The 17,469-nt window shown below is 72.8% G+C and carries 16 protein-coding genes and 2 tRNA genes; 12 read left to right on the top strand and 6 right to left on the bottom strand.

Annotated elements, in window-relative coordinates:
• Window positions 1-24 precede the first annotated feature (24 nt).
• From pflA to F8S09_RS11685, 8 genes are all read left to right on the top strand, one after another.
• Window positions 25-762 carry a pyruvate formate-lyase-activating protein gene (gene pflA, locus F8S09_RS11720; protein WP_152871683.1) on the top strand — a complete coding sequence of 246 codons (738 nt, stop codon included), beginning with the start codon at window positions 25-27 and terminating at the stop codon, window positions 760-762.
• A 162-nt stretch (window positions 763-924) separates the two neighbouring features.
• Entirely contained in the window at window positions 925-3,390 is a 2,466-nt protein-coding gene (locus tag F8S09_RS11715) for a hypothetical protein (protein WP_152871682.1), read from the top strand.
• 58 nt (window positions 3,391-3,448) lie between these two features.
• The gene (locus F8S09_RS11710; RefSeq protein ID WP_152871681.1) at window positions 3,449-4,144 is read left to right on the top strand and encodes a TrmB family transcriptional regulator; all 696 of its coding nucleotides are present in this window, start codon (window positions 3,449-3,451) and stop codon (window positions 4,142-4,144) included.
• A 15-nt stretch (window positions 4,145-4,159) separates the two neighbouring features.
• A tRNA-Ala gene (locus F8S09_RS11705) sits at window positions 4,160-4,235 on the top strand.
• A gap of 33 nt (window positions 4,236-4,268) precedes the next feature.
• A tRNA-Met gene (locus F8S09_RS11700) sits at window positions 4,269-4,345 on the top strand.
• A 161-nt stretch (window positions 4,346-4,506) separates the two neighbouring features.
• Window positions 4,507-5,646, top strand: coding sequence for an acyl-CoA dehydrogenase family protein (locus tag F8S09_RS11695; RefSeq protein ID WP_322618770.1), 1,140 nt, complete (start codon window positions 4,507-4,509; stop codon window positions 5,644-5,646).
• Window positions 5,643-6,356, top strand: a complete 714-nt coding sequence (locus F8S09_RS11690) for a PIG-L deacetylase family protein (protein ID WP_322618769.1) — start codon at window positions 5,643-5,645, stop codon at window positions 6,354-6,356. Before F8S09_RS11695 ends, F8S09_RS11690 begins: the two co-directional genes overlap by 4 nt.
• Window positions 6,353-6,946 carry a class I SAM-dependent DNA methyltransferase gene (locus F8S09_RS11685; RefSeq protein ID WP_152871678.1) on the top strand — a complete coding sequence of 198 codons (594 nt, stop codon included), beginning with the start codon at window positions 6,353-6,355 and terminating at the stop codon, window positions 6,944-6,946. The genes F8S09_RS11690 and F8S09_RS11685 overlap by 4 nt, the downstream gene beginning before the upstream one ends.
• Here F8S09_RS11685 and F8S09_RS11680 read toward each other — a convergent pair.
• Window positions 6,910-8,025 (bottom strand): glycosyltransferase, encoded by a 1,116-nt coding sequence (locus F8S09_RS11680; RefSeq protein WP_152871677.1) that lies wholly within the window; start codon window positions 8,023-8,025, stop codon window positions 6,910-6,912. The two genes, F8S09_RS11685 and F8S09_RS11680, sit on opposite strands and share 37 nt — an antisense overlap.
• Before the next feature lie 180 nt (window positions 8,026-8,205).
• On the opposite strand from F8S09_RS11680, the gene F8S09_RS11675 reads away from it, so the two are divergent.
• From F8S09_RS11675 to tmk, 4 genes are all read left to right on the top strand, one after another.
• Entirely contained in the window at window positions 8,206-9,234 is a 1,029-nt protein-coding gene (locus F8S09_RS11675; RefSeq protein ID WP_152871676.1) for an extracellular catalytic domain type 1 short-chain-length polyhydroxyalkanoate depolymerase, read from the top strand.
• Between the two features lie 64 nt (window positions 9,235-9,298).
• Window positions 9,299-9,697, top strand: a complete 399-nt coding sequence (locus F8S09_RS11670) for a VOC family protein (RefSeq protein WP_152871675.1) — start codon at window positions 9,299-9,301, stop codon at window positions 9,695-9,697.
• Window positions 9,698-9,721: 24 nt separating this feature from the next.
• Window positions 9,722-10,510 carry a Nif3-like dinuclear metal center hexameric protein gene (locus tag F8S09_RS11665; RefSeq protein WP_194165321.1) on the top strand — a complete coding sequence of 263 codons (789 nt, stop codon included), beginning with the start codon at window positions 9,722-9,724 and terminating at the stop codon, window positions 10,508-10,510.
• Window positions 10,511-10,583: 73 nt separating this feature from the next.
• Window positions 10,584-11,225, top strand: a complete 642-nt coding sequence (gene tmk, locus F8S09_RS11660; protein ID WP_152871673.1) for a dTMP kinase — start codon at window positions 10,584-10,586, stop codon at window positions 11,223-11,225.
• Here tmk and F8S09_RS11655 read toward each other — a convergent pair.
• From F8S09_RS11655 to F8S09_RS11635, 5 genes are all read right to left on the bottom strand, one after another.
• The gene (locus F8S09_RS11655) at window positions 11,207-11,734 is read right to left on the bottom strand and encodes a kinase (protein WP_322618768.1); all 528 of its coding nucleotides are present in this window, start codon (window positions 11,732-11,734) and stop codon (window positions 11,207-11,209) included. The two genes, tmk and F8S09_RS11655, sit on opposite strands and share 19 nt — an antisense overlap.
• The gene (locus F8S09_RS11650) at window positions 11,731-12,561 is read right to left on the bottom strand and encodes a glutaminyl-peptide cyclotransferase (RefSeq protein WP_152871671.1); all 831 of its coding nucleotides are present in this window, start codon (window positions 12,559-12,561) and stop codon (window positions 11,731-11,733) included. Before F8S09_RS11650 ends, F8S09_RS11655 begins: the two co-directional genes overlap by 4 nt.
• Before the next feature lie 116 nt (window positions 12,562-12,677).
• Entirely contained in the window at window positions 12,678-13,070 is a 393-nt protein-coding gene (locus F8S09_RS11645) for a nuclear transport factor 2 family protein (RefSeq protein WP_152871670.1), read from the bottom strand.
• 60 nt (window positions 13,071-13,130) lie between these two features.
• Window positions 13,131-14,234, bottom strand: a complete 1,104-nt coding sequence (gene queG, locus F8S09_RS11640) for a tRNA epoxyqueuosine(34) reductase QueG (protein WP_322618767.1) — start codon at window positions 14,232-14,234, stop codon at window positions 13,131-13,133.
• A gap of 337 nt (window positions 14,235-14,571) precedes the next feature.
• Window positions 14,572-17,340, bottom strand: a complete 2,769-nt coding sequence (locus F8S09_RS11635) for a M16 family metallopeptidase (RefSeq protein ID WP_152871668.1) — start codon at window positions 17,338-17,340, stop codon at window positions 14,572-14,574.
• Window positions 17,341-17,469: the final 129 nt, after the last annotated feature.

Genomic DNA, 17,469 nt, shown 5'->3' with positions numbered 1-17,469 from the left:
CTCCCTCCAGAAAGGCACCCAGCCATGCAGGACCTCACCGGCTACATCCACAGCTACACCACCGGCTCGGCCTACGACGGCCCCGGCCTGCGAACGGTCGTGTGGACGACCGGCTGCCAGTTTCGCTGCCAGTACTGCCACAACCCCGACACCTGGCACCTGAAGGACGGGCAGCCAGTTCAGGCAAGCGAACTGGTGAATGAGGTGATGCGCTACGCGCCCTTCATGCGGGCGGGGCGAGGCGGCGTCACGGTGAGTGGGGGAGAGCCGCTGGTGCAGGCGCCCTTCGTGATGGAGGTGCTGCGCGGGTGCCGGGCGCGGGGCCTGCATACGGCACTGGACACCAACGGGGCGCTGGGCGACCGCCTCAGCGACGAGGACTTGCAGGAGATCGACCTCGTGCTGCTGGACATCAAGTCCTGGGACGGGGCCACCCACCGCCGGGTGACCGGCGCGGAGGTCGACCCGGTGCGGCGCTTCGCCGAGCGGCTGGCGCGGTTGGGCCGCCCGATGTGGGTGCGCTTCGTGCTGGTGCCGGGGCTGACCGACGACCCCGCGAACATGTCGGGGCTGGCCCGGTTCGTGGCGGGGTTGCAGGGTGTGGAACGGGTGGAGATCCTGCCCTTCCACCAGCTCGGACGCGGCAAGTGGGAGGCCCGTGGGCTGAACTATCCCCTGGCCGACACCCCCGCCGCCTCACGCGAGGACGTGCTCGCCGCCGCCGCGGTTTTCCAGGCGTGTGGGGTGTCGGTGTCGGTCTGACCCTCGCCGCTCGGGCAGGCGGCGTCCAAGCGGAGGCACATTTCAGACCGGGCTTGCGTGAACGGTGCACGCCAGTGCGGGGCGCGTTCCTCCCTTCGCGTTGAAGGCCCCGCTCAAGGATGGGGCCGGTCGTCGCAACCCGCTGTCGGGTACGCTGCGCCCATGTCCCTGCTGCTGCTCGCGCTGCTGGTGCTGGGCCTCGCCGCGCTGGTCCGCCTGTCGGCTCTGGGCCGGGAGGTGCGGGGGTTGCGTGACCGCCTGGAGGCGCTGGAAGCCCAGACGCGGGCGCGGGTCCGCGTCGCTCCGCCGTCTCCGGAAGCTGCTGCGGACCCGGAGCCCTATGTTCCTCCGGCTGCCCCTCCGGGCGCCGCCCCGCCAGCCCCCGTCTGGCCGGAAGATGAGCCTGCCGAAAAAGTGCCGCGCCCTGCCCGCACCCCCATCCCGTCCCGCACGGTGTTCGCAGTCCTGGGGGCTGGGGTCACGCTGGTGGGGGCGGCGTGGTTTCTCGCGGCGCTGGCCCGCAGTGGCGTCCTGACCCGCGAGGTGCTGCTGGGGGTGGCCGCCGCCCTGGCCGTGGTCCTGTACGCGGCGGCGGGCCGGGCCGCGCCGGTCATCGGGGAGGCGATGCGGGGGCTGGGGTACGGCCTCCTCGCCCTGTGCCTGGGGGCACTGGTGGGGGCGGAGGTGGCCTCGGCGGGCACGGTCCTGGCCGCGATTCTGGCGCTCAGCCTGGGGGTCGGTCTGCACGGGGCCGCGCGGGGCCGACTGCTGGGCACCGCCACGGCGCTCAGCGGCGCGAGCTTGGCGACGTGGCTGCTGGCCGACAACCTCGGGGAGCCGACCTTTCCGGGGCTGGCGTTGCTGGGGGTGGCCGGGGCGACCGTCCTCGCGGAGCGGCGCCTGCGGCCTGCGGGCAGCGGCCTGCTGGCCCTCCTCCCGGCGGTGGGACTGCTGGGGCTGGTCGTCACCACGCAGCTTCACGGGCAAGCCGGGCACCCGCTGCTGTGGGGCGGGCTGCTGCTGGGCGCGGTGTGCGCGGCGCTGGCGGTCGCCCTGCGCGGCGAGCGGGAAGACGTGGCCGCTGCCGTCCCCGCGTGGCTGCCGGGGCGAGTCCTCCTGGGAGCGGCCGGGGTCCTGCTCGCGGGGCTGGCAGGTGCGGCGCCGCTGCTGCGGGCTCTGGACGACGGTCCGGGGGCGGCGCGGCCGCTCGTGGTTGCCACGCTGCTGGGGGTCGGGGCCATCTGCGGGGGGCTGGCGCTGGGGCTGCACCGCCGGGGACCGGGCGCCGCCGCGCTGCGGGACGCGGTGCTGGGCGTCGGCGTGGGCACGCTGGGCGGGGCGCTGGCCCTGGGGCTGGACGGCTGGCGGACCTCCACCCGGCTGCTGGGGCTGGCGTCGGGGGTGGCGCTGCTGGGGGCGGGCCTGCACTCCCCGGTGTGGCGCGGGGTGGGGGCTGCCGGGTTGGGCCTGATCCTGGCCGATCACCTGCTAGGCCCCTGGCCGTCGTCGCCCGTCGTGGCGGCCCTGGCGCTGGGCGGGGGCCTCGTGCTGGCGGGGCGGGCGGGGGCCGCCGTCGCGGGCCTGGCCTCGGTGACGCTGGTGCACGGGTTCTCCCTGTCGGGGGGCTGGCTGGGAAGCCTCGGCTCGGGAACGCGCTTTCTCGCGTCGGCCGGAGTGGTCGTCCTGCTCTCGGCGGCGACCCTGGCCCTGCACCGCGCCGGGCGCGGGCGGCTCGCGGGCACACTGGTGTGGGGCGCGGTGGCGGGCGGGCTCTTTCTGATCCCGCTGGGGGTGGTCTCCGCGCCCACTGGCGGGGCCTTCGCGGTGCACGGTCTGCTTGCGGGCGGGCTGCTGTATGCCCTCGCCGGGGTGCACCGCCCGCTGCTGCCTGCCGGGCTGCGCCGGGGCCTGGAGGGGCTCGCCGTGGGGACCGCTGCCCTGGGCCTCCTGACTGGGCCGGAGGTGGACGGGGTGGAGGAACGGGCCGCGCCCTTCCTCGCGCTTCTCGCGGTGGTCCTCGCGGCCCTGCCCGGCGAGACTCGGCCCCCCTGGCGGGCCTGGCCGGTGCTGGGGGTGGCAGTGCTGGCCAGCGTGGGGACGATGCTGGAGGGGCCTGCGGGTTCCGGCGTGGGCCTCTGGCGCCTGCTGGGTGCGGCGGCGACGGGGGCCGCCCTGGCCCTGCTGGGCACCCCTGCCGGATGGAGGCGGCTCAGACGTGGCCCGGACCCTCGCGGCGACCGCGATCAGGCCGAGTGGTGGCTCGGCCTCCTGCCGGTGCAGGACGTGGCCCTGCCTGCCCTGACCCTGGCGCTGCTCGCGCTGGCGGGCCGGACCACCGAGTTTCTCCTGGGCGGCGGTGGACCGTTCACGCTGACCTCGACCGCCGTGCTGCTGGCGTCGGCGGTGGCGCTGCTGGCAGAGGCCCGGCGGTCGCGGCGCCCGCTGCGCTGGTGGGTGGGGCTGGCCGCCTTCGGGGTGGGGGCGTTGAAGCTGGTGTTCCTGGACTTTGGTGACCTTGGCGGGCTGCTGCGGGGGGCGGCGACCGCTGTCATCGGGTTGCTGCTGCTGGGCATCGGGCAACTCGCCCCCCGGCCGGATGAGGAGGCCACGCCGGACACGGCGGCCTGAGCGCGGGGACCCCGCCAAGGCCGGACCCCGCACCGGGCTTCCCGTATGCTGGGCGCAGATGAGCGCCGTGATTCACCTGCAAGCGTTGGGCCTGACCGAGTACGAGGCGCGGGCCTACACTGCTCTGCTTGCCCTCGGCCGCGCCGTGCCCGCCCGCGTGGCGCGGCAGGCAGGCATTCCCCGGCCCAAGATCTACGAGACCCTGGAACGCCTTGAGGGCCGGGGCCTGGCCGCGCGGGTCGGCCAGAACCCGCTGGAATATGCCCCCCTGAGTGCCCGTGAGTACCTCGCGCGGGCGCGGCGTTCCTTTGATGACCGCCTCGGGGCGCTCGACCGCGACCTCTCGCGCCTCGCTCCCGACCCCGCCCCCGAGGCGGTGTACCACCTTTACGGGGAGGCGGCCATCCGCAGCCTGTGCGAGGACCTCACGCTGAATGCCCGGCAGCGGGTCTACATGGCGGGCGAGACGCCCCTGGCCGAGCGGCTGGAGCGCCTGACCCCGCGCGGGGTGGAGCTGCGCCGCGCCGCGCTCGCGGGCCTGCCCCCTATCGCCGCCGAGGGCCAGCGTCCCTTTTTGCTCGCCCGCGACGGCGAGGCTGCCGTGATCGCACACTTTATCGACGAGGGCGGCCCCGGCGAGGCCCACGGCGTGCACACGCACAACCCGGTGGTCGTCCACCTGATCGAGGGGTACGTGCGGCTGGCGGCCCGCAGCGCCGGGCCGGGCGTTGACAAGGTGGAAGCTCCGCTGTAATCTAACCGGGCCTTCGGGGCTGTGGCGCAGTTGGGAGCGCGTCTGAATGGCATTCAGAAGGTCAGGGGTTCGAATCCCCTCAGCTCCACCACAAGGCCCCGCCACTGCGCGGGGCACTTTTCAAGGCGATGTAGCTCAGCTGGTTAGAGCGAACGACTCATAATCGTTAGGTCCCCGGTTCAAGTCCGGGCATCGCCACCAAGAAGCATCTGCAGGAGGCCCGTGCGCGTGCAGCACGGGCCTCCTCGCGTTTCTGACGGCGGCACTCTGAAGTCCGACCGTCGCTTCCCCTCTCCAGGCCTGCCCTCCCGCTGGGTCATTCCCCACCGCCCGCCGCGTCCCCCACGCCGTATCGTGCGGGGGTGACCGACAGGACTTCAGGGGCGCCGCAGCGTCCGGACGCTGCGTTTGCCGGACTGCCTGCCGCCGTGGCCGCCGCGTTGGAGGGCGAGGCCGCCGCGCGGGACGCCGACGGGGCCTTTCCCGCCGCCTCCTTCCAGGCCCTGCAGGGGGCGGGGCTGCTGACCGCCCCCCTGCCCGCGTCGCTGGGCGGCCGGGACGTGGGCGGCGAGGCGCTGCTGCGGCTGCTGCGGCAGATTGGCCGCGCCAGCCTGGCCGTGGGCCGGGTCTACGAGGGCCACGTCAACGCGCTGGGGCTGATCCAGCGCTACGGCACGCCCGCTCAGCTCGCCCGCGCCGCCCGGGACGCCCACGCCGGGGAGCTGTTCGGCGTGTGGAACACCGAGGACGGGCCGGGGCTGCGGCTGGTGCGGGCGGCGGAGGGCCTGACCCTCACGGGCGGCAAGACCTTCGCCTCCGGGCTGGGGCACGTGACCCGCCCCTTGCTGCCCGCCGAGGCCGAGGGAGGCCGAGTGATGGTCCTGCTCCCCACCGGGCGCGAGCCGGGCACTCCCGACCACGCCTTCTGGCAGCCGCTGGGGATGCGGGCGACCGTCTCGGGCCGGGTGGACTACACCGGGGCGCAGGTGAGGGAGGAGGACCTGATCGGGCAGCCCGGCGACTACTACCGCCAGCCCGAGTTCGGCGGCGGGGCGCTGCGTTTTCTGGCCGTGCAACTCGGCGGGGCGGACGCCGTGGTCGCCTCGGCGCGGGCGGTCCTGCGGGGCCTGGGCCGTGCGGGGGACGACGTGCAGCGCCTGCGCTTCGCGGAGGTGGCGGTGCGGCTGGAGGCAGCCTGGCAGCTCACCCGCGAGGCCCAGAGACGAATGGACGCCCTGCCGGACGGGGCTGACCCTGCCCCCCTGCTCGCGTACGTGGCCCTGGCCCGCACCGCCACCGAGGACGCCTGCCTGCTCGCCGCCGAGGCCGCCGAGCGGGCGGTGGGTGCCCGTGGCCTGCTGGCGCCCTGGCCCACCGAGCGGCTGCTGCGCGACCTGCGGATGTACCTCCGGCAGCCTGCCCCCGACGCGGCGCGGCTGGCGGTGGGCGCGTGGCTGCTGGACGCCCCCGAGGACCGCAATAGCCCCTGGGAGGAGGGGTGAGCCACCGCGAGCCGCTGACCCCATCCTCCCTCCCCGGCCCGGTCTGGGTCGTCTCTCCCCACCCCGACGACGAGGCGCTGGGGTGCGGCGGCCTGATCGCCGCACTTTCCGGAGCCGGGCAGGAGGTGTGGGTGCTCCTGCTCAGCGACGGGGGGCTGTCTCATCCCAACTCGCAGACGTACCCGCGTGAGCGGCTGGCCGGGGCAAGGCTCGCGGAGTGGCGGGCGGGGCTGGCCGAGCTGGGCGTCCCCGGGGCGCGAACCCGGGCGCTGGGATTGCCCGACGGCGAACTGCACGCCTGCGCCGGGGCCATCGCCGGGGGTGCCCTCGCCGCCTTCCGGGAGGCCCCGCCCGGCACGCTGCTGCTGCCCTGGGCACGCGATCCCCACCCCGACCACCGCGCGGCGTGGGCACCGCTGCTCTCGGCGGCCCGCGCCTTTCCCGCCGTCCGGCGGCTGGCCTATACGGTCTGGCTGGAGGAGCGCGGCGAGAGTGCCGACCACCCCCGCCCCGGCGAGACCCGGCCCCTCACGCTGGACGTGCGGCCCTGGCTGGCCCCCAAGCGGCGGGCGATCCTGGCCCACCGCACCCAGCTCGGCCTGATCGCGGACGATCCGCACGGCTTCACCCTGCCCGCGACCCTGGTGGAGAGGGCGCTGAGCGGCACCGAGACGTACCATGAGGTCCTGACCCAGGAGGTGCCCGCATGACCCCCCCCGACAAGACCCTGGACGACGGCTATTTCGAGGACGTGTACCGCGCCAACGCCGACCCCTGGAACTTCGAGACGAGCGAGTACGAGCACGCCAAGTACGCCCGCACCCTCACCGCCCTGCCGCGTGAGCGCTACGCCCGCGCTCTGGAGGTCGGCTGCTCCATCGGGGTGCTGACCGGCCTGCTGGCGGGGCGGGCGGACGCCCTGCTGAGTGTGGACGTGAGCGAGCAGGCCCTGGCCCGCGCCCGCGAGCGCAACCGAGGCCGCCAGGGCGTGACCTTCGAGCGCCGCCGCCTGCCGGAAGAGGCCCCAGACGGCCCCTTCGACCTGATCGTCCTTTCCGAGGTGGGCTACTACTTCAGCACTGCCGACCTGGAAGCCGTGCTGGACGCGCTGACGGGGCGCCTGGCCCCCGGCGGCGACCTGGTGCTGGTGCACTGGACGCCCTTCGTCCCCGACTACCCGCAGACGGGCGACGCGGTGCACGAGGCTGCCCTGCGCCGCACGCCCGCGCCCCTGACGCACCGCCACGGCGAGCGCCACGAGCGCTACCGGCTGGACGTGCTCGGCAAGCCGGAGTCCTGAGCGGCCTCCCCCTCCGGCGCCGCGCCCTGAAGTTGCCCGCGCACCTCGGCGAGCGCCCGCGCGACGGGCACCGGGGCGTAGTGCCCTGCCCACAGCCCCGCCCCCAGCCGGGCGGCGTGGGCGAGTTCCAGCCCCAGCCCCAGGGTGGGGGCACGCAGCGCCCGGCGCAGGACGGCGGCGGGGGCCAGCCAGCGCCCCGGCAGTCCGGGGTGCCAGCCCTGTTTCCGGGCCTCCTTCAGCGCGGCCTCCGCCCGGGCGAGGGCCGCGACCTCGGCGGCGCCGGGCACCCGCCACGCGGCGGGGTCCGCATGCCACTCGGCGAGCTGGGTGCTCAGGCCCAGGGACACGCGGCCACTCAGGCGGGCGCTGGTGTGCACGCGGGCGTGCGGCGTGCGGCGGACTCGCAGGTCGTGGCGGCGCAGGCTCTGAACCAGCGCCACGTCCTCCAGGTGCGGCACGTCGGGCACGCCGCCCACCTCGCGGTAGGCCCGCAGGGTCAGGGCCAAGTTCGCCCCGAAATGCTGGTGGTGCCGGGGCCAGGGGTCGAAGGGGTCGGGGTTGAGCCGCGCGGTGAGGCGCTCGGCGGCCAGCCGGTAGGCCGCGTCTTGCAGGTACACCCGCCGCACCAGGCCGGGCAGCCGCGCCCGTTCCTCGGGCCGCAGCAGGATGCGCCCGCAGGCGGCGTCGGCCCCGGAGCAGACGGCCCGCTGCAACTGCCACAGCCAGTCCGGGGCGGGCACACTGTCGGCGTCGGTGGTCACGATCAACCCGTCCGGGTCCTCCCCCAGCCGGGCGGCGGCCAGCTCCAGCGCGGCGCGGCGGGCGCCCACCACGTTGGCCTGGCCGGGGGGCAGGGTGCAGCTCAGCACCCGCACCGGGCCGCCCACGGGAGAGGCCTGCATCGCCCGCCCCGCCGTGTCGTCGGCAGAGTTGTTCACCAGAATCCAGACCTCGTACCCCGTCAGCGGCCTGCCGCCCGCGCCCACCTGCGCGGCCAGGGCGCGAACGGCCCGGCCGATCCGCCCGGCCTCGTTGCGGGCAGGCACGGCGACGACGGTTCTGGGAGGGGAGACCGGCATGCTTGGGGCGCAGGCTACCCCAGACGGGCGCGGGCGGACGGCGAGAAAGCACGGAATCCAGAGGGCCGCCCTGTAACGGCGGCGTGACGGCGGGCCGTTAGGGTCGGGGCGTCCACACTGCTGCTGACAGCCCGCGTCCCTGGGGGGCGGGGCTTTCTCTCTCCCCCTGCGAGGTCTGCCATGAACCGTCCCGCTGCCCTGCTGACTGCCCTGCTGCTCACCGCCTGCGGTCCGGAGCTGTCCCGTCCCCCCGCTGTCTCCAGCCCTGCCCCGGCTGCCGGTGGGTCGGGGCTGAGCGCTCAGGCGACGGGAGCCTGGGTGTCGGGCACCTACACCAATGCCTACGGGTCGCGTTTCTACCGCCTGTGGGTGCCCGCCGGGTACAACGGCAGCGCGGCGCGCCCGCTGATGGTCATGCTGCACGGGTGTACCCAGGACGGCTACGACTTTGCCGCAGGCACCCGCATGAACGTGCAGGCCGACGCCCGGAACTTCCTGGTGCTGTACCCCGAGCAGGGCAGCGCCTACAACGGGGCCGACTGCTGGAACTGGTTTTACGACGTGAACCAGCGCCGGGGCAGCGGTGAGCCGTCCCTGATCGCGGGGATGATCGCCCGGGTCAAGGCCAGCTACCGGGTGGACGCCGCCCGCGTCGGCGTCGCCGGGATTTCGGCGGGGGGAGCGATGTCGAGCCTTCTGGCCTGCACCTACCCCGACCACGTCCGCCGGGTCGCGGTGGTGGCGGGGCTGCAATACAGGGCCGCGACGACCGCGACCGGTTCGGTGGACGCGATGCGAAACGGCAGCCTGTACGACCCGAATGCCCGCGGCTCTGCCTGCGCCGCCGACATGGGCAGCCTGCGCCGCCCCATGCCGACCCTGGTCTTTCACGGCACGGCCGACAGCACGGTCAATCCCCTCAACGGCACCCAGACCCTCGCCCAGTTCGCCCAGACCAACGACCTCGCCACGGACGGGGTGGACAACGGCAACGTGGACAGCGTGGCCGACGCCACGGCGACTGCGACGGCCTGCCGGTCCTACACCCGCTCCGACTACAGAGACAGCACGAACGGCAGCGTCCTGCTGCGCCGGTACGTTGTTCAGGGGCTGGGGCACGCCTGGCCCGGTGGCAGCACGGCGGGGTCCTACAGCGATCCCTGCGGTCCCGACGCGACCGCGTTGATCGTGGACTTCTTCGGGTTCTGAGTCGCCGGTGTTGTTCCCGCTGCAAGGACAGTCGGCCTGCGCCGTGCGGTTTCATACTGCCGTCATGCCCTCCCTGATTTCCGGCCTCGACCACCTCCAGATCGAAGCCCCCGCCGGGTGCGAGGAAGCGGCGCGGGCCTTTTTCGGCGTCTTTCTGGGACTGCCCGAGCTGCTCAAGCCGGAGGCGCTGCGGGCGCGGGGCGGCGCGTGGTTCGCCCTCCCCGACGGGCGGCAGGTGCATGTCGGCGTGACGCCGGACTTCGTGCCGCGCGAGAAGGGGCACCCGGCGCTGCGCTGCCCCGACCTCGCCGCGTTTCAGGCACACTGCGACGCGCACGGGGTGGTCTACCGGGCCGACGCCGAGGCTGGGGTGCCGCGCGTCTTTCTACGCGACCCCTTCGGCAACCGGCTGGAGGTGGTCGAGGGGAGGCACGAAAGCGTGGTCCGGGACGTTCCGCTCTGAGCCCCCGCGCCTAGAATGCCCCCCATGACCGAAGCGACCCTCCAGACCCAGCGCGGCGAGATCGAGCGCGACACGCTGGTGCGCTGGCTCAATGACTACCTCCAGATCGGCGCCTACCCCGACCCCAGCCTCAACGGTCTCCAGATCGAGGGCACGCCGACCATCCGCCGGGTGGCCGCCAGCGTGGACACCAGCGTCAAGACGCTTCAGGCCGCCGCCGACAGCGGGGCCGACCTGCTGCTCGTCCACCACGGCCTGTTCTGGGGCCGCCCGCTGCCCCTGACCGGGCCGCACCGCGAGCGCGTCCGCACGGCGCTGATGGCCGACCTGAACCTTTACGCGGCGCATATTCCCCTAGACGCCCATCCCGAGGTCGGCAACAACGCGATGATGGCCCGCGCCCTGAGCCTTCAGAACGCGCGGCCCTTCGGGGACTGGCAGGGGCACAAGATCGGACTCTCGGGCGAGCTGCCCTTCGCCCAGTCGTTGCAGGACTTCGCCGACCGGGTGCAGAAACTGACCGGGGAAATCTGCCTCGTCCACGGCGGCGGGAACCCCGAGGTCCACCGCCTGGGCATCCTCAGCGGCAGCGGGGCGGGCGCGGTCGCGGAGGCTGCCGCCGCGGGCCTCGACACCCTGCTGACCGGCGAACCCGAGCACAAGCACTTCCACGACGCCTTCGAGTACGGCGTGAACGTGGTCTACGCCGGGCACTACGAGACTGAGGTGTTCGGCGTGCGGGCACTCGCCGCCAAGCTGGAGGACGAGTTCGGGCTGGCCTGGCAGTTCCTGCACCATCCGACGGGGCTGTGAAGAAGGCTTCCAGCCGCCAGCGACCAGCGGCCCGCCCCCCGGTCCTCGCGGTCACCTCCCGGATAGGTGCCCCATGACCCCCCTCTTCCTCACCTTCGAGGGTCCCGAGGGCGCGGGCAAAAGCACGCAGCTCCGGCGGCTCGCGGTGCGGCTGGAGGCGGCGGGAGTCGCCCACACGGTCACCCGCGAGCCGGGAGGCACCGGGCTGGGCACGCGGGTGCGTGAGGTGCTGCTCGACCCCGCGCTCGACATGGACCCTCTCCCCGAGTTCCTGCTGTACTCGGCCAGCCGCGCCCAGCTCGTGCGCGAGGTGCTGCGCCCGGCGCTGTCGCGGGGCGAGGTCGTGCTGTGCGACCGCTACGCCGACTCCAGCCTCGCCTATCAGGGGGCAGGGCGGGGGCTGGAGTCGGGGCTGCTGCGGGCCGTCACGGCGGAGGTGACGGGCGGCCTCACGCCCGACCTGACGGTGCTGCTGGACCTCGACCCGGCGCTGGGACTCCACCGGGCCGCGCAGCGAGGCCAGCCCGACCGTTTAGAACAGGCCGACCTCGCCTTTCACGAGCGGGTGCGCCGGGGCTTCCTCGACCTCGCCCGTCATGAGCCGGAGCGCTTTCTGGTTCTCGACGCTGCGCGAGGCGAGGCCGAGTTGTCAGAGGCGATCTGGCAGGCGGTGGGGGAGAGGCTGGCGCAGGGACGTCAGCCGACGGCGTCCTGAGCGTGCTGTAATCCCGTCTCGTGCCAGAGCCGTTCGACGGTCGCTTCCAGCGTGCTGTCAGCGGGAATGATCCGCTCCTCCACGAACGGCAGCCGGTCGCGTTCCTGATACCAGCCGCGCATCATCTCCGGCCCGAACTCCCGCGCCTGGGGCCGGGTGGCGTGGCGCCGCACCGTCTCCTCGAAGGGGAGGTCGAAGAGATAGAAGTGGCTCGATCCCCCGTGCTCGTGGTGCAGACGCTCCAGCATCGGGCCGTAATTCCGGGCCGTCAGGATGCCTTCCAGAACGACGTGATAGCCGTGTTCCAGGGCATAGCTGACATTCAGGGCGATCAGCTCGATGTTCTTGCCATCCGGCACGTCATGCTCTCGCAGCAGCACGCGCCGCAGGTAGTCCTGTTCCACCCAGGCCATTCCATACCCGGAACGCTCGCGCAGGGCACGGGCGACCGAACTCTTGCCGCTGCCCGAGTTGCCGCGCAGCACGATGAGCTGGGGCGGGACCGTCACCGCTTGGTCGTCACCGCCGTCACGCCCGGCACCTTGACCTCGAACAGCACCGGCCAGCGCTTGCCGGTCAGCAGCAAGGTGCCGCGTTCGGGCACGTAGGCAATACCGTTGGGCACGTCATCGAAGGTGAGCGGGCGCCCGGAACGGTCGGCGCGGTCGCTGGCCTCCTCCAGAAGCTCGCCCACGTCCAGCCACGCAGTCACCCGCCCCGTGCGCGGGTCGATGCGGGCGATGCGGTCGGTGAGCCACACGTTGGCGTAAATCTGGCCCTGCACGTATTCCAGCTCGTTGAGGTTCTTCACGGGCTGGCCCCGGTCAGTGACCCGCAGGGTCCGCGTGACCGCGAAGGTGCGCGGGTCGCGCCAGAACAGGCTGGAGGAACCGTCGCTCATGATCAGGCTCTTGCCGTCGTGGGTGATGCCCCAGCCCTCGCCCGTATAGCGGTAGCGCCCCTGCTCGCGCAGCGTCTCGCCGTCGAGGGCGAAGGCCACGCCCGTTTGCCAGGTGATGTGGTAGGCCACGTCGCCCAGCAACGTCACACCCTCCCCGAAGGCGCTGGCGATCGGCGTGGGCACCTGCCTCAGCACCTGCCCGGTCCGCAGATTGACCCGCCGCACCCCCGACTCGCCCACCTGCCCGGTGCTTTCCAGCAGGGTGCCCCCGCCGAGGTACTGGAGGCCCTGGGTAAAGGCCCCCCGGTCGTGCGGGTAGCGGGCGGTGACCGTGGGCTTGAGGACGGGCGCGGCGGCGGTCTGCGCGGCCTCAGCCGGAATAGAGAGGGAGAGGAGCGCCGCGAGGAGGGGCAGCAGGGGAGAGCGGGGGCGCATGGCCCCATGCTAGCGGCGCCGGGTGAGGGACGCGCCTTGAGTTCGTCTTTAGCGCTCAGGCATAGCAGTGCCCCGGTCTCGCAGGGGAGAACCGGGGCGGCGGGGAAGGGCGGGGCTCAGCTCTGCTCGCTGCCCTCCACGGCGGGCTTCACGAAGGCGGCCGAGTCGTAGTAGGTGCGGAAGGCCTGCACCTTCTGGCCGTCGTGCTCGATCACGCTACTACCCCGGTAAGCGATGTCATGCCCGCCCGCGAGCTGCCCGGTCGCTTCCCACTCCATCAGCCCCGTGCTGCCGTCGTCAGAGTGGTGGAAAAACTCGCTGTGGATGGTGTCGAAGTTTTCCAGGTAGCGGGTCCAGAAGTCCCGCGCCCCGTCCTTGCCGCTCCACTCCTGGGTGGTCAGGTTGCGGAGGGTCGAATCTTCCGCAAAGAGTTCCACGAGGGGGGTCGGATCGCGGCTGTCCTCGGTGGTCCGCAGGGCCTGCATGAACTGTTCGGTCAGGGTCGCCATGCCCCCCACCTCATCACGTCCGCCGGAGGCTGACGAGTGGGAAAAGACTCAGAGTTGTCCTCATGAAGCCGGGGTCAAGGCCCGCGCCGCCGTCTCCCGCACCGCCTCGTGGGGGTCGTCCAGCAGCAGGCGCATCCGGCCCGTTTCATTCCACTGCCCTAGCGCCCACGCCGCCGCCTCCCGGACCTCCCAGGCAGGGTCCTCCGCCCCGGCGAGCAGGAGGGACCAGCCCTGGGGCGCATGGGTGTTGCCCAGCACGGTCAGTGCGTTGCGGGCCATGCCCTTGCGGCGGGGACGCAGGAAGGCGGTGCCCGCGAAGCGGCGCTCGAACTGCCGCTCGCTGACGCCGAAAAAGGCCGAGAGGTCCGGGTGCGCCAGCTCCGGGTGGGGTTGGAACAGCCGGGCGAGCGGCCCCGCCTTCTGGCTCCACGGGCAGACCTCCGAGCACACGTCGCAGCCAAAGAGCCAGTCGCCCACGCCGGGGCGCAGGTCGTGCGGCAGTGGCCCCCGGTGCTCGATGGTGAGGTACGAGATGCAGCGCCGGGCGTCAATCTTACGGTCGTCCCCGATGGCCCCGGTCGGGCAGGCGGCCACGCAGCGGAAGCAGCGGCCACAGCGGTCGGGATGGGCCTCGGCCGTGCCCTCGAACGGCAGGTCGGTGAGCAGCACCGCCAGCGTCACGAACGCCCCCAGCCGCGTGCTTACGGTCATGCCCGACTTGCCCCGCCACCCCAGAAAGGCCCCGGCCGCGAAGAGGCGCTCCATCACCGGGCCGTGGTCCACGTAACCGCGTGCCCGGACGCCCAGCCGAGCGGCTTCCTCCTCCAGCCGGGTCAGCACGGGCTGAAGCTGGTCGTGGTAGTCGGGCGTCCAGGCGTAGCGGGCCACCCGCCCCACCCGCACGCCGCCCGGAGGGATGCCGGGGTCTGCGAAGGCGTGCGACACGCCCAGCACCAGCACGCTCCCCGCCCCCTCCAACCGCGAGGCCGGGTCCGAGCGGGCCGGAAGCTGCCGTTCCAGGTATTCCATTCCCGCGTGCCGCCCCGCCCCCAGCCAGCTCGCGTACTCAGCCACCGCCGGGGCCGGAACCTGCGCGGGCGCCCAGCCCACCGCGTCCGCGCCGAGGGAGACGGCGAGGTCGGAGAGGACTTCGGCGGCGTTCACGGGGGAGAGTATGGGGCTTGCGGCGCGTGGGCTGTGGCTTGTAGAGAACAAAAGGTAGAACTCCGGTTCGGCAGGGGAGGTGGGTGCTGCGGGGCAAAAAAGCCCCTCCCCTTGGCTTGCAAAGCTCTGAAGGAGAGGGGGGAGATTGGGACTCGTAGAGCTGCTTGCAGAGGGGGTGAACGAGGCGGGCGTCCGAGGCCAGTGGGGAGGTTCAGGCCTCTCTTTCCCGGTGACGCCGTGAGGCCAAGCTGGCGCTTGCTACCCCTGCCCCACAAGAAGGGAAGGAGAAAAACGCCGTCCCTCACGCTCTTCCCCTCCACCAGCTACAAGCCCCGGCTCACTTCCCGAACGTTCCCGCCCGCACCACCACCAGATTCGCCGGATCCACGTACTTGCGGAAAGCCGCTTGCGCCATCTCGGGAGTGACGGTCTTCAGCCGCTCCTCGAACCCGGCGCGGAAGGCGTAGGTGCGGCCCAGGTAAAGCTGGCTCGCCAGGCCGGAGGCGAGGTTGGCGTCGTCGCTGCGGGCCACGCGGGCTTCCTGAAGGAGAGCGGACTTGGCGGCCTCAATCTCCTGGGCGGTAAAGCCCCGGTCGCGGGCGCGGACGAGTTCCTCGCGCATGGCGGTCGCCACCCGGTCGGTCACGCCGGGATTGAAGATCGCGTAGGTGCTGAAGCTGCCCTTCTCGTCCTGGCTGGAGACGTTCACGCCGCCGCCCGCGCCGTAGCTCAGGCCGTCTTGCTGGCGCAGGCGGTTGAAAAGGCGCGAGTCGGTGCCCGAGCCAAAGACCCGCATGGCGACGGCCAGCGCCGGGTAGTCGGGGTGGTCGTCCCGCAGCGGGAAGTTCAGGCTGGCGAGGTACACGGCGTTCGCCTTGTCGGGCACGTTCAGCACGAGGTCCTGCGCCTTCGGGGTGGTCAGTGGCAGGATGACGCGCTGGTAGGGCACGCCGCTGGCAAACCCGCCGAGCAGCTCCGGCAGCGCCGCCCGGATCGTCTGCGGGTCGAAGTCCCCGACCACCGCGACCTGGGCCCGGCCCGCGCCCCACACCTTCGCGTAGTAGTCGCGCACCTGCGCCAGCGTGACCGCGCGGGTATCCGCGATGCTCTCGTCGAGGGTGGGGACGTAGGCGAGGTCACCCCGCTTGGCCCCCTCGGGCATGAAGACCCGCGAGAGGGCCTGCCCGGCGACCGCCTCCGGCTCGTTGCGGCCCCCTTCGAGGCTGTCGAGGGCCGACTTCTTGATCTCCGCGAACTCGGCCTCGGGGAAGGTGGGCTCGCGCAGCACCTTGCGGACCAGGGCCAGGGCCTCGGGGAGGTTCTGGCGGTCGGTGCTGACGCGCACGGTGGCCCCGGTCGCGCCCCCCGACACGCTCAGTTGCGTCTTGATCGCCTCCAGCCGGTCGCTGAGCTGCTGACGCGTCAGGCCCTGGCTGCCGCGCGTGAGCAGCGGCGCGATAAAGTCGGCGGCGTCCCTGCCGGTGCGGGCCGTGTCGGGGTTGCCGAAGTCGAGGCTCAGGACGAACTCGACCCGCTCGCCGCGCGTCTTTTTAGGCAGCAGGGCCACGTCCGCGCCCGCGACCTTCTCGCGCAGGATGCGGGCCTCAAGGGCAGTGGGGCTGGGGTCGATGGTCTCGCCCGAGGCGATGGCCGCGCGGCCCTGGTAGCCCCTGAGCAGTTCGGCCGCGCTGGGAGCCGGGGTGATCGCCACCCGGTCGGGCTGGGCGGTGGGCACGAACACGCCCAGGGTACGGTTGCTGGGTTTGAGGTAGGTGGCCGCCACCCGCTGCACGTCGGCGGGGGTCACTTTCGCCAGCTCGTCGCGCAGCTTGAACAGCAGCCGCCAGTCGCCCGCCGCGATGTACTCGGAGAGGGTCACGCCCACCGTCTCCGGCTTGGCGAGCAGTTGCTCGTAGCTGCTCACCACGCGGGTGCGGACGCGGGCCACGTCCTCTTCGGTAAAGGCCGTCTTGCTCGCATTTTCCAGCGTGGCGAGCAGGGTCGCCTGGGCAGGCGCGGCGTTATCGTCCTTGCCCAGCACGGCCGCGTACATCATCAGGCCGGGGTCGCTGGCGCTGTTCGTCAGGCTGGCGATGGCGGTGGCCTGCCCGGTCGGCACGAGCGCCTTGTACAGCCGCCCGGCGGGTTCGTCGGCCAGAATCTGGTCGAGCACCATCAACGCGGGCATGTCGGGGTGCCGCACGCTGGGCATGTGGTACGCCGCCAGCAGAAACTGCTGGTCGCCCACCCGCCGCACGGTCACGCTGCGCTCGCCGTCCTGCGCGGGCTCCACGGTGTACAGCGGCGGCAGCGTCCGCCAGGGCCTGCGGATAGGGCCGAAGGCGTCGGCGATCATGCCCAGCGCCTGCGCGGCATCGAAGTTCCCCGCCAGGGTCACCACCGCGTTGTCAGGCTGGTAGTAGCGCTGGTAGAAGGCCTTGAGGCGCGAAACCGGCACGTTCTCCACGTCCGAGCGGTTGCCGATGGCCGTGTTGCCGTAGTTGTGCCAGTCGAAGGCCACCGACTGGACCTGCTTGTACAGCAGCCCGAAGGGGTTGTTCTCCCCGGCCTCGAACTCGTTCCGCACGACCGTCATCTCGGTCTTGAGGTCCTCCGCGCTGATCTTCGAGTTCACCATACGGTCGGCTTCCATGCGGATCGCCCAGGCGAGGTTGTCCCCGCTGTTGGTCATCGTCTCGAAGTAGTTGGTGCGGTCCTGGCTGGTGGTGCCGTTGAAGTCCGCACCGCGCTTGCCCAGGCTCTCCAGGATGTTGCCGCTGGTCGGCGTGCCCTTGAAGACCATGTGCTCCAAGAGGTGCGCCATGCCCGTCTCGCCGTAGCCCTCGTGGCGGCTGCCGACGAGGTAGGTCACGTTCAGGGTGAAGGTGGTCCGCGACGTGTCGGGAAACAGCAGCACGCGCAGCCCGTTGCGCAGGCGGTACTCGCGGATGCCCTCCACCTCGGTCACGAGGGTCACCCCGGCGGGCAGGGCGGTCCGGGCCGCAGCAGGGACGGGCGCGGCGGGGGCGGTCTGCGCGGCAGCCACGCCTCCGGTCAGGAGGGCGAGGGTGAGGATCAGGGCCTTGCGGGGGGAGTGGGCAGTCATGGAACCTCCAGGGAGAGGAGCGAGAACGCGGATGGTGGCGGACGTGCCAGCAGCCCATACGGGCCGGGCCAGCAGCGGGTTCCTGGGTGCAGGCTACCCCCGTTCGCGTCTGTCCTGGCCCGACTCGCC

Source organism: Deinococcus terrestris, from assembly GCF_009377345.1.
Classification (GTDB): Bacteria; Deinococcota; Deinococci; order Deinococcales; family Deinococcaceae; genus Deinococcus; species Deinococcus terrestris.
The sequence above is the reverse complement of the archived record's forward strand: the minus strand, read 5'-3'. Positions and strand labels throughout refer to the sequence as shown.

Coding starts and splice junctions, on each gene's coding strand:
- pflA (WP_152871683.1), top strand. CDS start 25: ATGCAGGACCTCACCGGCTACATCCACAGCTACACCACCGGCTCGGCC.
- F8S09_RS11715 (WP_152871682.1), top strand. CDS start 925: ATGTCCCTGCTGCTGCTCGCGCTGCTGGTGCTGGGCCTCGCCGCGCTG.
- F8S09_RS11710 (WP_152871681.1), top strand. CDS start 3,449: ATGAGCGCCGTGATTCACCTGCAAGCGTTGGGCCTGACCGAGTACGAG.
- F8S09_RS11685 (WP_152871678.1), top strand. CDS start 6,353: ATGACCCCCCCCGACAAGACCCTGGACGACGGCTATTTCGAGGACGTG.
- F8S09_RS11680 (WP_152871677.1), bottom strand. CDS start 8,025: ATGCCGGTCTCCCCTCCCAGAACCGTCGTCGCCGTGCCTGCCCGCAAC.
- F8S09_RS11675 (WP_152871676.1), top strand. CDS start 8,206: ATGAACCGTCCCGCTGCCCTGCTGACTGCCCTGCTGCTCACCGCCTGC.
- F8S09_RS11670 (WP_152871675.1), top strand. CDS start 9,299: ATGCCCTCCCTGATTTCCGGCCTCGACCACCTCCAGATCGAAGCCCCC.
- F8S09_RS11665 (WP_194165321.1), top strand. CDS start 9,722: ATGACCGAAGCGACCCTCCAGACCCAGCGCGGCGAGATCGAGCGCGAC.
- tmk (WP_152871673.1), top strand. CDS start 10,584: ATGACCCCCCTCTTCCTCACCTTCGAGGGTCCCGAGGGCGCGGGCAAA.
- F8S09_RS11650 (WP_152871671.1), bottom strand. CDS start 12,561: ATGCGCCCCCGCTCTCCCCTGCTGCCCCTCCTCGCGGCGCTCCTCTCC.
- F8S09_RS11645 (WP_152871670.1), bottom strand. CDS start 13,070: ATGGCGACCCTGACCGAACAGTTCATGCAGGCCCTGCGGACCACCGAG.
- F8S09_RS11635 (WP_152871668.1), bottom strand. CDS start 17,340: ATGACTGCCCACTCCCCCCGCAAGGCCCTGATCCTCACCCTCGCCCTC.